Below are 16,373 nucleotides of genomic sequence, written 5' to 3'. Positions count from 1 at the left end.
AAATGTCTTTAAACGCTTTGCTATTTGCTGAGGAGACCATAAACAACGGATCGCTTCAACAATAAATTTCCAGAGGATTGAATCGATTTTGAGTTTTCTGTGACCACGTCTACGTCTAGCGAAGGTGTTATCAGAAGCATATCGAGCTTGATAAACGTCATTGATGCTATTTCTTTTAAGCTCACGATAGATCGTACTAGGATGTCTTTTAATGAGTTCAGCAAATTTTCTGGCTGAAAAGCCTTCTTTTCTTGACTCAAGCATTAATGCAGTACGATCTTCAAAGTTAAGATGATGGTATGACAATTTTATATACTCCATAAACCCTTTAAATTAATTAGGTGGTTTATGTCGCACTTCAAGTTTTACTCTGCCCAGGGTCAGCTACATATACTCTTCCATCTTTATAAGCTTTATATACGACAAAATGTTTAAAACCAGCATATGAAATAGGCACAATTGCAGGCTGACCGAGTTTAACTAAATCAGGAAACTCACCTCGATAACCACCGCTGTCTAAACCAATTGCTGTGACAAAACGCTTCATATCAAGTAATGAGAAACTTCGGCGTTCAATAATGCGCTGATATTCACCATATTGAAGCAAACCACTCATTGTTTGCTGTTCAGTTAAACTCGTTCCCACATAGCCATTTAATAAAGTCGTAAGTGCAGCAGAGCCACAACTATAATCATAGGCTTGTCGAACAATGCCACGAAACTGGTCTTCTACAGCCGGTTTTATTGTGACAGGTTCAATATGGTTTCGATGAAATGATAAATTACGTGAATCGGCAGTCTCTGTATAATAAACAGTTCCCGGCGGCTTTTTTTCTATTTCGAAGGCTTCTGTCGCAAAGTAATACATCAATGCTGAGCCTAAAACTATCTCTAACATAAGCACTTGGTCTAAATGGTGGCCTAACCGGCCTTATTCATTTTATTCTTAGAGCAATAGCTCTACATCCCTGTGTGTTGAAGATACCTTTTTTTTTTGTAAAAAACAGCTTTTTTTTAATCTTTTTGATGAATGCATAGTTTTACATTTATAAACTGTTAATTAATTCTCATTTCAAATGTTTTATATTCTTTCTTATTATATAAGCTAATATTATTTAAATAGAAAAGTATAGATATTAGTTTTATTAAGATAAATAAAAAAGCGCGTATAAACGCGCTTTTTATCAGTCTTTAAATTAGTGACCAGAAATAGTAATTGTAGAAGTTCCTACATTTAAACCTTGAATTTCTAAATCACCAATTGAAGCATTAGCTGCCGCACCTAGGTGTACGCCCTGTGCATAAACGTTCATACCTTGTGTGCTGTTATTTTGGATACGTAAACCTGTAGGTACAACAGAAATATTTGCTTTGACATCCAAATCACCCGTTGTATTACCTGAACCACGAACCATTACTTTGTCTAGGACAATTTTACCACCACCAGCAGCATCATTAATACCAAAGTTAGATAGTGTTAAACCACCTTGCAAGCTAGAGTTCACTTTGATCATTGCGCCTTGCGGAGTTGAACCTAACTGAACATTTGCAGAAATTTGCCCCAAAGATAAATCTAAACCAGAGATAATTTCAGTTGGAGCAGTTTCAGTAATACCACGTACAGCCGTAGTTGTATTTAATGTACCAGAAGTACCTACACCAATTGAACCAACATGCACGTCAACCGCACCTACTGTTGCTGCAACGTTTAAGAAAGCACCATTTGAACCTGAAGCACCATTTGTATCAATCGCTAAATCTAAAAGGTTACCTGTACCTTTTTGAGTTACCGTAACGCCACTAATTGCGATTGAACCTGCTGTACCTGAAGCGCCAGTAATACCTGTTGATGTTGCTAAACCATCATTATCGTGTAGGTATAATTTATCGATAGAAATACCACCAGAACCCAAAGCAATACCGATATTAATACCGTCTTGACCTGTAGCAGCACTAAGCGCTGCATCATCCATTGATTGCATTGCCATAGCATTTGCACTGATAGCTAAAGAAGAAACTAAAGCAAGTTTAGTGAACATTTTCATTGAGCACTCTCCCAAGAGCATTTATTTTTTGACTTAACCACTCTTACTGTCTCAAGTTGCATTTTTCTTTTGTGGCAACCGAAACTTCCAATCCTTGAGTAGTTTTGCTTAGCAATTACTAAATTACAGCTACGTTAATTTTTGTTCAACTACTGTAATGCATTTTTTGCCAATTACCCGACAAACGGTACCGATATTGATTGCCCGTTCGAATTCATAAATTATTAGCAAAACTGAAGAATTGTTCGGTTGTTTTTTCCACGAAATATTAAACTCTTTCGACTCATCCGTTTGATGGACTAGAAGTTGTAGTAAACTATGTCACCTCTTCCAAGTACTTATATGTTTAAAATGTCTCAGTTAAAGAAAAAAATCTCTTTAGAAAGCTCTCAATCTGCTGCCGATATTTTAAAAAAATTAGAAGAGTTAATCGGGCTTGTATATCTTCATGATGACAAAAATCCGGTTATTGGGTTTCTTCCAAATAAATATTTAATTATTCAAAATTATAAAAATTTTTTATTTAAAAAATCGGACCTAAATAATTATCAAACTTCATCTGATATACAGAGTCTTATAGATTTTTCTCAATTTCAATCCCCAGATCTAAAAAACAAAAATATTGAAACTATAAGCTTTAATGGAGGATATATTGGTTTTATTAGCTATGACTTCTCTGCGAATCAATTTATAAATAATCAATTACATGAACAACCTTCTTTATTTATAGGTTGCTATCATTCTTTTATTAAAAATATAAATAATGAATGGTATTTTTTTAGCGATGAAAATAATGCATTAGAAATTTTTAAATATATTTCAGATTTACTCAAAAAACCTTCTTCTAAACTAAAAAATAATATTTTTAAATTAGAAGAAAATATTCATCCTCGTTGGACTAAAAATAAATACTTAACTGCCTTTCATAAAATACAAGAATATATTAAAGCAGGAGATTGTTATCAAATTAACCTTACTCAAGAATTCAGTGCAAATTTTACCGGCTCATTATTAAATAAAGCAGAAGAGTTGTGGAATTTAACTAATGCTCCATATGCTGGTTATTTGAAGTTAGAAAATTTTGAGTTATTAAGCTGCTCTCCTGAATTATTTATTGAGTTTGATGTAGATAAGCAAATTAAAACCAGACCGATCAAAGGTACTATGCCTCGTTTTAAAAATGAAGAACAAGATTTACTTTCAAAGCAAACCTTAAAAAACTCTAAAAAAGATCAAGCAGAAAATGTCATGATCGTTGATTTATTACGTAATGATTTGAGCGTTTATGCCAATACTGGCTCGGTAAAAACAACGAAGTTATTTGAAATTGAAAGTTTCAATCAAGTTCATCACATGGTAAGTGAAGTTACGGCTACACTTAAAAAGGATATTAATCCTATGCAAATGTTACTCACTGCTTTACCAGGAGGTTCAATTACAGGAGCTCCTAAAATTCGAGCAATGCAAATTATTGAAGAGTTAGAAGGTGCGCCAAGAGGAGCATATTGCGGGACTCTGGGGTATTTTAATTTCGATGGCACGGGACGTTGGAATATTTTAATTCGCAGTTTTCAACAATATCAAAACCAACTCTCTATTTGGGCGGGTGGCGGTATTACGATTGCCTCAGAAGCTGAGGCTGAATATCAAGAAAGTCTTGATAAAATCTCTGCTATGCTGAACTTAATGAACAGCACAGCAGAATAAATATTAAAGAATATCTTGCTTCAATGTTTGAACTAAACGCGCATTTTGTTCATCAGTTCCAACCGTAATACGTAAAAACTGATTAATGCGAGGCTTATTGAAATAACGGACAATAACGCCCTGCTCACGCAACTTTTGTGCTAATTGCCCAGCATCATATTGCGAATGAGTAGCGAATATAAAATTCGCTTTCGATGGCAAGACGTTAAAGCCAAGTTCCGTTAAATCACGAACAAGTTTTTCTCGACTTATAATGACCTTTTGACACTGTTCTTCAAAATAGGCTTGATCTTCAAAAGAAGCGACAGCCGCTGCAATAGCAAATCGATCAATTGGATATGAATTAAAACTATTTTTTACCGCTTCAAGTGCTGCAATCAAATGTGACTGAGCAATCGCAAATCCAACGCGTAAACCAGCCAAAGAACGAGACTTTGAAGTTGTTTGGCACACTACAAGATTTTCATAACGGTTTATCAAACTTACAGCTGACTCAGCACCAAAATCAACATAAGCTTCATCAATCACAACCACACGGTCTGGATTAGCTTGTAACACTTGTTCAATCTCTGCCAAGCTTAACGCAATACTGGTTGGTGCATTTGGGTTGGTAATAATAACTCCACCATTAGGCTGAGTATAATCTTTGACATCAATCTCGAAATTCTCATTGAGTGGAATTTCTTTTGTTTTTGTTCCAAAAAACTGGCTATAAACTGGGTAAAAACTATAAGTGATATCTGGATATAGAATCGGTTCTTCTTGAAGGAAAAATGCTTTAAAAATATGAGCAAGCACCTCATCAGAACCATTACCTACAAAAACTTGAGATACATCAATATCCTGTTGCTTAGCAATCGCTTGTTTTAAAGCTGTAGCATCCGGATCTGGATATAAACGAAGCGCATCAGCTTGTTCATGTAGTACAGCTTGAACTGCTTCTACTACTTTGGGTGATGGCGGATATGGATTTTCATTGGTATTTAATTTCAATAAATTCTGGATTTTAGGTTGTTCACCTGGCACATAAGGCTCTAACTCACGAACCTCAGGACTCCAAAAACGCATTTGTGCTGTAGATACACTCATAGTCTTATCTCAAAAAAGGGCTGAAAGTCAGCCCTGAATAATCATTAAAAATACTAAAAGGCTTAAAGCTTATTGATAACGATAACGAGCCGAACGTGCATGGGCATCAAGATTTTCTTGAACAGCAAGGACATCAGCCGTCTTAGCTAATGTTTTAACGCCCTCTTTTGAGCACATAATCAAGCTAGAACGCTTTTGAAAATCATATACACCAAGTGGCGATGAGAAGCGCGCTGTACCAGATGTTGGTAATACGTGGTTTGGACCAGCACAGTAATCACCAATTGCTTCAGGTGTATAGCGTCCCATGAAAATTGCCCCTGCATGACGAATGTCTTCGCTCATTGCTTCAGCATCATCAAGACATAACTCCAAATGCTCTGGTGCAACCTGATTAATCAAATCAACAGCTTCTACACGGTTTTTTACTAAAACTAAAGCCCCACGATTTTCAATCGATGTACGTGCAATATCAGCTTTTGGCAATTCACTTAAATGTTTTTCAATTGCAGACTCTACAGCTTCTAGCAATGCTTCATCTGGAGTAATGAAAATAGCTTGAGCCACTGTGTCATGTTCAGCTTGAGATAATACATCCATCGCTAACCATTCAGCGTTATTTACACCTTCTGCATATACTAAAATTTCAGAAGGCCCAGCAATCATATCGATACCAACCTGACCAAATACAGCACGTTTTGCTGCTGCTACAAATCGGTTTCCAGGGCCCGTAATTTTATCAACACGTGGAACGGTCTGAGTACCATAAGCTAAAGCAGCAACAGCTTGTGCACCACCAATAGTAAATACTCGGCTAACACCAGCTAAATAAGCAGCAGCTAAAACGAGTGGATTTAGTTCACCATTTGGCGCAGGCACCACCATAATAATTTCAGGTACCCCTGCCACATGTGCAGGCACTGCATTCATAAGTACAGATGAAGGATAAGATGCAAGTCCGCCTGGTACGTAAATACCAACACGGTCAAGTGGAGTCACTTTTTGTCCTAGGGTGTTACCTAAATCATCTACATAAGTCCAGCTATCTTGTTTCTGAGCCTCATGAAATGTACGAATACGATCAGCCGCGAGTTGTAAGGCTTCACGAATCTCTTTGTTTAAACCATCAAAAGCAGCTTTAAGTTGTTGTTGAGACAATTCTAGATCGGAAAATTGATGCGCTGGATGTCGATCGAACTGTTGAGTAAGTTTTAAAACATGATCATCACCATGCTGACGAACATCAGCAATAATTTGATCTACTGTTTGAACTAAATTAGGATCATTAACAGTTTCAAAAGCTAAAAGCTCGGCAAAAACCTGTTTGAAGTTCTGATCTTGAGTCGATAAACGTCGCATCAATTTACCCACAAGGCGAAAAAGAAAAACCAAGTTTACTCTTTTTCTAGACTCTTGTGGGCATCATATCTACAACTATCGCAAAAGCATGATAGGAAATTACTTTTAACGTGATTGAACAGCATGTTCAAGTTGGGAAATGATAGGGTTTAATAAGCCTTGTTTACGTTTAAAGCTCGCTTTATTAACAATAAGGCGTGAAGATACTTTACAAATTTCTTCTAATGGTTCAAGACCATTTGCTCGCAAAGTATTTCCGGTATCCACGACGTCAACAATATAATCACCTAAACCAACGAGTGGTGCCAGCTCCATAGAACCATAAAGCTTAATAACATCCACCTGCTCACCTAAGCTTGCATAGTATTGACGAGTTAGATTGACGTACTTAGTCGCAATTTTTAGACGACCTTTTGGACGTTCCATTCCTACTTTACCAGCAGTCATTAATTTACATTTCGCAATCTGCAGGTCTAATAGCTCATAAACATGCTGAGCACCATGTTCCATAAGCACGTCTTTACCGGCTACACCTAAGTCAGCTGCACCATTCTCAACATAAGTTGGCACATCAGACGCACGTAAAATCAAAATACGAACTTGCTTGTGAGTGGTAGGAAAAATTAACTTACGCGATTTTTCCGGGTCTTCAAGTAGGTTAATACCTGCTGTAGCAAGTAAAGGTAAAGTTTCTTTTAAAATACGTCCTTTACTCAGTGCCAAGGTCAAACCATGATCAAAATTACCCATTACGTTAAAATTAGGATCATCGTTTCTTACGTCATTCATTAACTTACTCGCTTAATTTTGGCACCTAAACCTTGAAGTTTTTCTTCGACATGCTCATAACCACGGTCAATATGGTAGATACGGTCAATTAATGTATCACCTTCAGCAACCAAAGCCGCTAAAACCAAAGAGAATGAAGCACGTAAATCTGTTGCCATTACAGGTGCTGCCTGTAATTTTTCAACACCAGTCACAACAGCATCATGACCTTCAACCTGAATATTAGCACCCATACGTGACAATTCAGGAACGTGCATGAAACGATTTTCAAAAATGGTTTCAGAAATCGTTGCAAAGCCACGACCAATTGCATTTACGGCCATAATTTGTGCTTGCATATCAGTCGGGAATTCAGGATGCGGCAATGTTCTAAAGCTTACTGCTTTAGGACGCTTACCCAACATATCCAATTCAATCCAGTCGTCGCCACGGGTCACTTCAGCACCCATTTCTTCAAACTTGTCTAAAACAGATTCAAGTAATGAAGGATCTGTATGTGTTGTTTTTACACGACCACCAGTAATAGCCGCTGCAGCCAAGTAAGAACCTGTTTCAATACGGTCTGCAACAACTGCATACTCACAACCATGTAGACTTTCAACACCAGTAACAACGAGTGTATCGGTATCTATACCTTCAATTTTTGCGCCCATTTTAATAAGCATTTGGGCAAGGTCAGTAATTTCAGGTTCACGCGCAGCATTACGAATTGTAGTTATACCATCCGCTAAAGCAGCCGCCATTAAAATATTCTCAGTACCACCGACAGTGACCATATCGAAGACTACTTCACCGCCTTTAAGTCGACCATCTACAGTCGCATGGACATAACCATTTTCGACTTCGATATGAGCACCTAACGCTTCTAAGGCTTTTAAGTGTTGATCTACTGGTCGAGAGCCAATTGCACATCCGCCAGGTAATGAAACTTTGGCATTTCCGTAACGCGCTAATAATGGTCCTAAAACCAAAATAGATGCACGCATTGTTTTTACAAGTTCATAAGGCGCAAACTGGTTATCTAAAGTCGAGGTATCAGCTTTGACAGTATCGTTCTCATAACTGATCGTGACGCCTAAACCACCAATTAATTTCACCAAAGTATTTACATCTTTAAGATTTGGGACATTGGTTAATGTAATTGGAGAGTCAGCAAGAATCATTGCCGCAAGTAATGGTAAAGCCGCATTTTTAGCACCAGAAATGCGTACTTCCCCTTCGAGCTTAACACCGCCCGTAATTAAAAATTTATCCATTAATATTTAAGCTCCGAAAAGGCTTGCTTTGCGCCATTCATCTTTGGTCATCGCACGAATTGTTACGGCATGAACTTCGCCACTTGCAATATAAGTATTTAATGGTGCATAAACTGCTTGTTGACGGGCAACAGTACGCTTACCTTCAAATTGATCATCCACAATACGGAGGTCAAATTTTCCAGCCTGTCCGCTCACCGCTACTTCCGCTTCAGGAAAAGCTTCTTTTAAAATTTGAGTGAGCTGTTCACTATTCATTGCAAAGACCTCTGGCACAACCTACGGTGTAAAACGAAGTATTTTACTATAACTTTTTCAAAGAATTCAGTACGTGTTTATATTTTATCAATAAAAAAGAGGCTATATTTCAAGCCTCTCTCAATTATTAAAAACTTATTAAATAGAAACAGCAACTTGCGAATACGTACATTGCATTTTCCGATATTTTAACAATTGTTTTTTTAGTTTTTCAGTCAGTTTTTTAATTGAAGTATACATATCATCTGCTGTTGCTTGAGCAAATAGTTCAATTCCCGGTAACCGGACTATTGCTTCGGCCACATGATTAGAACTACCTTTATGCGATCGCTTATCAATCTGATGATCTTTGGTTAATTTAATCTGCATACTATTCACCTGATCAAGATGTTTTGTTAACTGATTAAATTTTGCTTTAATATTTTCTTCTATAGCTGGTGTAATTGCTAAATGATGTCCACGAATCGTTATTTGCATAATTCTATCCCTCACCTTTTTGGGTTATATAAAGAAGAACTAAAACGATTTAATGCAATCTAAAAAAGATGATTTGGGACAATTAAATCATTCTAGCTACTCCTTTTGGTGAAATTGAAATTTCATTATTTCGTCATAATGAATATCTAGAATAGTCATACTTCAAAATCTAGATCAAGACTTTTCTTTCGGATGACGATGGAATATGTAACGATTCTCGATATTTTGCTACAGTCCTTCTAGCCACTTCTATCCCTTCATCTTTTAACAAAGCAGCAATTGCATTATCAGACAATGGTTTACGTGGATTTTCATTGGATACCAACTTTTTAATCATAGCTCGAATGGCGGTAGAGGAAGCCTCCCCGCCTGCTGTTGTTCCCACGTGACTAGAAAAGAAGTATTTCAACTCAAAAAGTCCACGTGGTGTTAGCATATATTTATTTGTTGTGACCCGAGAAACTGTAGACTCATGTAATTCCACTTCCTCAGCAACGTCCCGTAGTACCAACGGTTTCATTGCTTCAGGACCTATTTCAAGAAATGCTTTTTGATGCTCAACAATACAAGTCGCAACTTTTAATAAAGTTTTATGGCGCTCATCAATGCTCTTTATAAAATTCTTGGCTTCAAGCATCTGATTACGCAGATATAAATTATCATCACTCTGATCTGCCCTACGAATCATACTCGAATAAAAAGAATTAATTCTTAGTTTTGGCATCACATCAGGATTTAACTGAACTTGCCAATGTAAATCCTTCTTAGCAACTACTACATCAGGAATTTGATATTCTGATTCTTGCTTTTCAAAATCCATACCTGGGTAAGGCTTTAGTGTTTTTAGCAAATCAACTGCAAACTTTAACTGATCTTTAGAAAGACCTGTTTGTTTTAATAATTTATTGAGATCGTTCGCAATCAATAACTCATAATATTGAAGAAGATTTTTAGCTTCTTTTAAATATTCAGTTTCTTTAGGTAAAAACTCTAACTGAACTTTTAAACATTCGGCAAGATTACGAGCACCAATGCCAATTGGATCAAGCCGTTGTATATGCTTTAAAACAACTAAAACTTCATCTTCCTCAACATCTTCCTCAATATCCATATCATTTAATAGATGTTGTACAGCTAAGATTATCTCTTCTATCTCAGCATCTAAAAATCCCTTATCATCTAAGGCATCCACAATACAATAAGCAATCAACTGATCTATTTTTGAAAAATGCAATAAATTGACTTGTTCTAACATATGCTCTTTAAGTGTCATCTGAACTTGACGGTTATCCTCACGCTCTTCAAATTCAGGTGTAGCCAGAGCTGTAGACTGATGGGTATAAATGTCATCCCACTCAGTATCGACAGGTAAATCATCAGGTAAATGGTTTGCATTTAACTCTGTAGTAAGATCATCTGCCTCTTTTTTTTCTAAAGTAGATAAACTTTCTGCTATTGATTCATCTTCCACTTTTTCAAGTAATGGATTACTATCTAATTGAATTTGAATTTCTTGCTCTAATTCTAAACTTGAGAGCTGCAGTAAACGGATTGCCTGCTGCAATTGAGGTGTTAACGATAAAGAGTTCGCAACTTTCAATCCAACAGATAATTTCATATATTTCTCTTTCCAAAAAACAAGCAAAAATCATGCCTATTCATTATTTATAGCATATAGTAATGGTTTATCCTATATATTGACTCAGCATTTCATGAGAAAAGTAGTAATTTAATCTTCTAAAATAATATTAAGGTTATTTTGAGTTATATCTAATGATCGATTGAGGATAATCAAAAAAGATTATTGCTTCATGAATTAAATTTTCACTTTATTTCGCGCAATAAAAAACACCCCAAGCTCTTTTGAGATTGGGATGTTTAGAATAATGAGCTGGCGATGACTTACTCTCACATGGGTAACCCCACACTACCATCAGCGCTAAGAGGTTTCACTTCTGAGTTCGGGAAGGGATCAGGTGGTTCACTCTTGCTATGGTCGCCAGCACAACTGTTTATGGATACTTGCTTTGGTCTTATTGACTGCCGAAGCGTTTTCCAAATCTTTACAGACTGGGCTGATTGAATCTGATTGTGTTCATTTTATCTAGTGTTATAACTAAATCAAGTTGCTTTGTAGATTTATGAATCGATTGATGCTTTATATACAACTGCTTGGGTGTTGTATAGTCAAGCCTCACGAGCAATTAGTATTGGTCAGCTTCACATATCACTATGCTTCCACATCCAACCTATCAACGTCCTAGTCTCGAACGGCTCTTTAGAGGAATAAATTCCTAGGGAAATCTTATCTTGAGGTAGGCTTCCCGCTTAGATGCTTTCAGCGGTTATCCCTTCCGAACATAGCTACCCGGCGATGCGACTGGCGTCACAACCGGTACACCAGAGGTTCGTCCACTCTGGTCCTCTCGTACTAGGAGCAGATCCTCTCAAATTTCCAGCGCCCACGGTAGATAGGGACCGAACTGTCTCACGACGTTCTAAACCCAGCTCGCGTACCTCTTTAAATGGCGAACAGCCATACCCTTGGGACCTGCTTCAGCCCCAGGATGAGATGAGCCGACATCGAGGTGCCAAACACCGCCGTCGATATGAACTCTTGGGCGGTATCAGCCTGTTATCCCCAGAGTACCTTTTATCCGTTGAGCGATGGCCCTTCCATACAGAACCACCGGATCACTAAGACCTACTTTCGTACCTGCTCGACTTGTGGGTCTCGCAGTTAAGCGCGCTTTTGCCTTTATACTCTACGCGTGATTTCCGACCACGCTGAGCGCACCTTCGTACTCCTCCGTTACTCTTTAGGAGGAGACCGCCCCAGTCAAACTACCCACCAGACACGGTCCTCGTCCCGGATAACGGGACAGAGTTAGAACCTCAACATTACCAGGGTGGTATTTCAAGGACGGCTCCATTGGAACTAGCGTTCCAACTTCAAAGCCTCCCACCTATCCTACACAAGTAAGGTCAAAGTTCAGTGTCAAGCTGCAGTAAAGGTTCACGGGGTCTTTCCGTCTAGCCGCGGGTACACTGCATCTTCACAGCGATTTCGATTTCACTGAGCCTCTGCTGGAGACAGCGCCGCCATCATTATGCCATTCGTGCAGGTCGGAACTTACCCGACAAGGAATTTCGCTACCTTAGGACCGTTATAGTTACGGCCGCCGTTTACTGGGGCTTCGATCAAGAGCTTCGCTTACGCTAACCCCATCAATTAACCTTCCAGCACCGGGCAGGCATCACACCCTATACGTCCACTTTCGTGTTTGCAGAGTGCTATGTTTTTAATAAACAGTTGCAGCGGCCTGGTTTCTGCGGCTGTCATCAGCTCAGGAAGCAAGTTCCATCACCAACAACAGCGTACCTTCTCCCGAAGTTACGGTACCATTTTGCCTAGTTCCTTCAGCAGAGTTCTCTCAAGCGCCTTGGTCTACTCGACCTGACCACCTGTGTCGGTTTCGGGTACGATTCCTGTGTAACTGAAGCTTAGAGACTTTTCCTGGAAGCATGGTATCAGCCACTTCGCTGTACAAGTACAGCTTGCTATCGGATCTCAGTATAGAGTACCCCGGATTTGCCTAAGATACATACCTACATCCTTCCACCTGGACAACCAACGCCAGGCTGACTTAACCTTCTCCGTCCTCTCATCGCATTACACAGAAGTATTGGAATATTAACCAATTTCCCATCGACTACGCCTTTCGGCCTCGCCTTAGGGGTCGACTCACCCAGCCCCGATTAACGTTGGACTGGAACCCTTGGTCTTTCGGCGAACGGGTTTTTCACCCGTTTTGTCGTTACTCACGTCAGCATTCGCACTTCTGATACCTCCAGCATACTTCTCAATACACCTTCATCGGCTTACAGAACGCTCCCCTACCACTTGACTAATGTCAAATCCGCAGCTTCGGCACATAGTTTTAGCCCCGTTACATCTTCCGCGCAGGCCGACTCGACTAGTGAGCTATTACGCTTTCTTTAAAGGGTGGCTGCTTCTAAGCCAACCTCCTAGCTGTCTATGCCTTCCCACATCGTTTCCCACTTAACTATGATTTTGGGGCCTTAGCTGGCGGTCTGGATTGTTTTCCTCTTGACTACGGACGTTAGCACCCGCAGTCTGTCTCCCGGATAGTACTCATAGGTATTCGGAGTTTGCATCGGTTTGGTAAGTCGGGATGACCCCCTAGCCGAAACAGTGCTCTACCCCCTATGGTATTCGTCCGAGGCGCTACCTAAATAGCTTTCGGGGAGAACCAGCTATCACCAGGCTTGATTAGCCTTTCACCCCTATCCACAAGTCATCCCCTGGCTTTTCAACGACAGTGGGTTCGGTCCTCCAGTTAGTGTTACCCAACCTTCAACCTGCTCATGGATAGATCGCCTGGTTTCGGGTCTATACCCAGCAACTAAACGCCCTATTAAGACTCGATTTCTCTACGGCTCCCCTATACGGTTAACCTCGCTACTGAATATAAGTCGCTGACCCATTATACAAAAGGTACGCAGTCACACCACGAAGGTGCTCCCACTGCTTGTATGCATGCGGTTTCAGGATCTATTTCACTCCCCTCACAGGGGTTCTTTTCGCCTTTCCCTCACGGTACTGGTTCACTATCGGTCAGTCAGGAGTATTTAGCCTTGGAGGATGGTCCCCCCATATTCAGACAAGGTTTCACGTGCCTCGCCCTACTCGTCATCATTATGTGTGCCCTTTCGTGTACGGGAATATCACCCTCTACGTTCGCACTTCCCAGAGCGTTCCACTAAAACACACATAACTTAATGGGCTGATCCCCGTTCGCTCGCCGCTACTGAGGGAATCTCAATTGATTTCTTTTCCTAAGGGTACTGAGATGTTTCACTTCCCCTCGTTCGCCTTGCAACACTATGTATTCATGTTGCAATACCTACCTTAAAGTAGGTGGGTTTCCCCATTCAGACATCTCCGGATCAAAGGATATTTGCCGCCTCCCCGGAGCTTTTCGCAGGCTATCACGTCTTTCATCGCCTCTGACTGCCAAGGCATCCACCACATGCACTTAATTACTTGACTATACAACCCCAAACAGTCGACGTTACCTACAAGTTAGTAACTTCAACATTTTAGTTTAGAGCACTGTGTATTTAAACACTGTACAGCTTCAATCTAAATTCATATACCAAAACGCTTGATTCAGTTAATTTGCTAGTTCTCAATTCATTCAGATTAATTGCTTAATCTAAACTCTTGAGTGAACAATTTATTTCAGACTCAATTTTGCCAATCTGTTAATGAATAAACATGCCTTCGTCAGGTCATGCTTAATACCGTGATACTTAAATCACAGAAGTTAATAAACCAAGATCGAAATCTCTATTTACTAATTTCTGTAATCCGAACTTATCTTAAGTTCTGGTGGAGACTAGGAGAGTCGAACTCCTGACCTCCTGCGTGCAAAGCAGGCGCTCTACCAACTAAGCTAAGTCCCCAGCTTACATCATCAGTCATGTATCTTTTATCTATAACTTTAACCAGTCAAAGTCATGGTGGGTCTGACAAGACTTGAACTTGTGACCCCACGCTTATCAAGCGTGTGCTCTAACCAACTGAGCTACAGACCCTCAGATACATCTATGAAGAACAACTTGTTGTGGATTCTTACCAATCGTCAATCTTTCGTTAAGGAGGTGATCCAGCCGCAGGTTCCCCTACGGCTACCTTGTTACGACTTCACCCCAGTCATCGGCCACACCGTGGTAACCGCCCTCTTTGCAGTTAGGCTAGCTACTTCTGGTGCAACAAACTCCCATGGTGTGACGGGCGGTGTGTACAAGGCCCGGGAACGTATTCACCGCGGCATTCTGATCCGCGATTACTAGCGATTCCGACTTCATGGAGTCGAGTTGCAGACTCCAATCCGGACTACGATCGGCTTTTTGAGATTAGCATCACATCGCTGTGTAGCAACCCTTTGTACCGACCATTGTAGCACGTGTGTAGCCCTGGCCGTAAGGGCCATGATGACTTGACGTCGTCCCCGCCTTCCTCCAGTTTGTCACTGGCAGTATCCTTAAAGTTCCCGACATTACTCGCTGGCAAATAAGGAAAAGGGTTGCGCTCGTTGCGGGACTTAACCCAACATCTCACGACACGAGCTGACGACAGCCATGCAGCACCTGTATGTAAGTTCCCGAAGGCACCAATCCATCTCTGGAAAGTTCTTACTATGTCAAGGCCAGGTAAGGTTCTTCGCGTTGCATCGAATTAAACCACATGCTCCACCGCTTGTGCGGGCCCCCGTCAATTCATTTGAGTTTTAGTCTTGCGACCGTACTCCCCAGGCGGTCTACTTATCGCGTTAGCTGCGCCACTAAAGCCTCAAAGGCCCCAACGGCTAGTAGACATCGTTTACGGCATGGACTACCAGGGTATCTAATCCTGTTTGCTCCCCATGCTTTCGCACCTCAGCGTCAGTGTTAGGCCAGATGGCTGCCTTCGCCATCGGTATTCCTCCAGATCTCTACGCATTTCACCGCTACACCTGGAATTCTACCATCCTCTCCCACACTCTAGCTAACCAGTATCGAATGCAATTCCCAAGTTAAGCTCGGGGATTTCACATTTGACTTAATTAGCCGCCTACGCGCGCTTTACGCCCAGTAAATCCGATTAACGCTTGCACCCTCTGTATTACCGCGGCTGCTGGCACAGAGTTAGCCGGTGCTTATTCTGCGAGTAACGTCCACTATCTCTAGGTATTATCTAAAGTAGCCTCCTCCTCGCTTAAAGTGCTTTACAACCATAAGGCCTTCTTCACACACGCGGCATGGCTGGATCAGGCTTGCGCCCATTGTCCAATATTCCCCACTGCTGCCTCCCGTAGGAGTCTGGGCCGTGTCTCAGTCCCAGTGTGGCGGATCATCCTCTCAGACCCGCTACAGATCGTCGCCTTGGTAGGCCTTTACCCCACCAACTAGCTAATCCGACTTAGGCTCATCTATTAGCGCAAGGTCCGAAGATCCCCTGCTTTCTCCCGTAGGACGTATGCGGTATTAGCATCCCTTTCGAGATGTTGTCCCCCACTAATAGGCAGATTCCTAAGCATTACTCACCCGTCCGCCGCTAGGTCCAGTAGCAAGCTACCTTTCCCCGCTCGACTTGCATGTGTTAAGCCTGCCGCCAGCGTTCAATCTGAGCCATGATCAAACTCTTCAGTTAAAATCATTTTGCACCTTATTTATAGACAAGGTGCCAATTCTGGCTCATCAATTACTGACTTAAATTTCGCTCAAATAAACTTCGAGTAATTTAAACCAATCAATCAATGAAAATTATTTCGATTAATCAATCAGTAAAAATCCACACAAGTTGTTCTTCAATTCTCTTAATGAT

General features: G+C 40.5%; 10 protein-coding genes, 2 tRNA genes, 3 rRNA genes and 1 pseudogene. 1 reads left to right on the top strand and 15 read right to left on the bottom strand.

From position 1 onward, the window contains the following. The 3 genes and pseudogenes from J671_RS23125 to J671_RS23115 form a co-directional block, all read right to left on the bottom strand. A partial coding sequence (locus J671_RS23125) for a helix-turn-helix domain-containing protein (RefSeq protein WP_236767318.1) occupies window positions 1-264 on the bottom strand: 264 nt, incomplete at its 3' end. A gap of 112 nt (window positions 265-376) precedes the next feature. Then, window positions 377-898 (bottom strand): annotated as a pseudogene (locus J671_RS23120) (C39 family peptidase); the annotation flags it as partial. 298 nt (window positions 899-1,196) lie between these two features. After that, window positions 1,197-2,045, bottom strand: coding sequence for a DUF6160 family protein (locus J671_RS23115; protein WP_006581682.1), 849 nt, complete (start codon window positions 2,043-2,045; stop codon window positions 1,197-1,199). Between the two features lie 318 nt (window positions 2,046-2,363). Here J671_RS23115 and J671_RS23110 point away from each other — a divergent pair, with 318 nt between their 5' ends. After that, on the top strand, window positions 2,364-3,752 hold the full coding sequence (locus tag J671_RS23110; RefSeq protein WP_006581683.1) for an anthranilate synthase component I family protein: 1,389 nt from the start codon (window positions 2,364-2,366) through the stop codon (window positions 3,750-3,752). 3 nt (window positions 3,753-3,755) lie between these two features. On the opposite strand, the gene hisC is transcribed toward J671_RS23110, so the two are convergent. The 12 genes from hisC to J671_RS23050 all read right to left on the bottom strand — a co-directional run bounded on the left by hisC (window position 3,756) and on the right by J671_RS23050 (window position 16,199). Then, complete coding sequence (gene hisC / locus J671_RS23105; protein ID WP_006581684.1) at window positions 3,756-4,841, bottom strand: histidinol-phosphate transaminase; 1,086 nt, start codon at window positions 4,839-4,841, stop codon at window positions 3,756-3,758. Between the two features lie 69 nt (window positions 4,842-4,910). Further along, complete coding sequence (gene hisD / locus J671_RS23100) at window positions 4,911-6,200, bottom strand: histidinol dehydrogenase (RefSeq protein WP_025465687.1); 1,290 nt, start codon at window positions 6,198-6,200, stop codon at window positions 4,911-4,913. Window positions 6,201-6,305: 105 nt separating this feature from the next. Then, a complete protein-coding gene (hisG, locus tag J671_RS23095) occupies window positions 6,306-6,989 on the bottom strand; it encodes an ATP phosphoribosyltransferase (protein WP_002050281.1) in 684 nt (227 codons plus the stop codon). Then, complete coding sequence (murA, locus tag J671_RS23090; RefSeq protein ID WP_006581686.1) at window positions 6,989-8,245, bottom strand: UDP-N-acetylglucosamine 1-carboxyvinyltransferase; 1,257 nt, start codon at window positions 8,243-8,245, stop codon at window positions 6,989-6,991. The genes hisG and murA overlap by 1 nt, the downstream gene beginning before the upstream one ends. Window positions 8,246-8,251: 6 nt before the next feature. After that, window positions 8,252-8,503 carry a BolA family iron metabolism protein IbaG gene (gene ibaG, locus J671_RS23085; RefSeq protein WP_002050455.1) on the bottom strand — a complete coding sequence of 84 codons (252 nt, stop codon included), beginning with the start codon at window positions 8,501-8,503 and terminating at the stop codon, window positions 8,252-8,254. A gap of 138 nt (window positions 8,504-8,641) precedes the next feature. Beyond that, window positions 8,642-8,980, bottom strand: coding sequence for a ribosome hibernation-promoting factor, HPF/YfiA family (hpf, locus tag J671_RS23080; protein ID WP_001167461.1), 339 nt, complete (start codon window positions 8,978-8,980; stop codon window positions 8,642-8,644). Window positions 8,981-9,149: 169 nt separating this feature from the next. Then, window positions 9,150-10,598 (bottom strand): RNA polymerase factor sigma-54, encoded by a 1,449-nt coding sequence (locus tag J671_RS23075; protein WP_002050391.1) that lies wholly within the window; start codon window positions 10,596-10,598, stop codon window positions 9,150-9,152. 271 nt (window positions 10,599-10,869) lie between these two features. Beyond that, window positions 10,870-10,984, bottom strand: a 5S ribosomal RNA gene (gene rrf, locus J671_RS23070). 179 nt (window positions 10,985-11,163) lie between these two features. Next, window positions 11,164-14,054: ribosomal RNA gene (locus tag J671_RS23065) — 23S ribosomal RNA — on the bottom strand. 340 nt (window positions 14,055-14,394) lie between these two features. After that, window positions 14,395-14,470, bottom strand: a tRNA-Ala gene (locus J671_RS23060). A 55-nt stretch (window positions 14,471-14,525) separates the two neighbouring features. Further along, window positions 14,526-14,602 (bottom strand) — tRNA-Ile (locus J671_RS23055). A 59-nt stretch (window positions 14,603-14,661) separates the two neighbouring features. Continuing rightward, window positions 14,662-16,199, bottom strand: a 16S ribosomal RNA gene (locus J671_RS23050). The 16S, 23S and 5S rRNA genes sit together here with 2 tRNA genes alongside, the layout of an rRNA operon. Window positions 16,200-16,373 lie beyond the last annotated feature (174 nt).

The sequence above is a fragment of the Acinetobacter sp. 1130196 genome, from assembly GCF_000588095.1.
Lineage (GTDB): Bacteria > Pseudomonadota > Gammaproteobacteria > Pseudomonadales > Moraxellaceae > Acinetobacter > Acinetobacter nosocomialis.
Note: the sequence above shows the minus strand (reverse complement) of the source record. Positions and strands in the feature narration are given on the sequence as shown.

Excerpts from the sequence above, each read along its gene's own strand:
- murA (WP_006581686.1), bottom strand. The coding sequence starts at position 8,245 with ATGGATAAATTTTTAATTACGGGCGGTGTTAAGCTCGAAGGGGAAGTA.
- ibaG (WP_002050455.1), bottom strand. The coding sequence starts at position 8,503 with ATGAATAGTGAACAGCTCACTCAAATTTTAAAAGAAGCTTTTCCTGAA.
- hpf (WP_001167461.1), bottom strand. The coding sequence starts at position 8,980 with ATGCAAATAACGATTCGTGGACATCATTTAGCAATTACACCAGCTATA.
- hisC (WP_006581684.1), bottom strand. The coding sequence starts at position 4,841 with ATGAGTGTATCTACAGCACAAATGCGTTTTTGGAGTCCTGAGGTTCGT.
- J671_RS23110 (WP_006581683.1), top strand. The coding sequence starts at position 2,364 with ATGTCACCTCTTCCAAGTACTTATATGTTTAAAATGTCTCAGTTAAAG.
- hisD (WP_025465687.1), bottom strand. The coding sequence starts at position 6,200 with ATGCGACGTTTATCGACTCAAGATCAGAACTTCAAACAGGTTTTTGCC.
- J671_RS23115 (WP_006581682.1), bottom strand. The coding sequence starts at position 2,045 with ATGAAAATGTTCACTAAACTTGCTTTAGTTTCTTCTTTAGCTATCAGT.
- J671_RS23075 (WP_002050391.1), bottom strand. The coding sequence starts at position 10,598 with ATGAAATTATCTGTTGGATTGAAAGTTGCGAACTCTTTATCGTTAACA.
- hisG (WP_002050281.1), bottom strand. The coding sequence starts at position 6,989 with ATGAATGACGTAAGAAACGATGATCCTAATTTTAACGTAATGGGTAAT.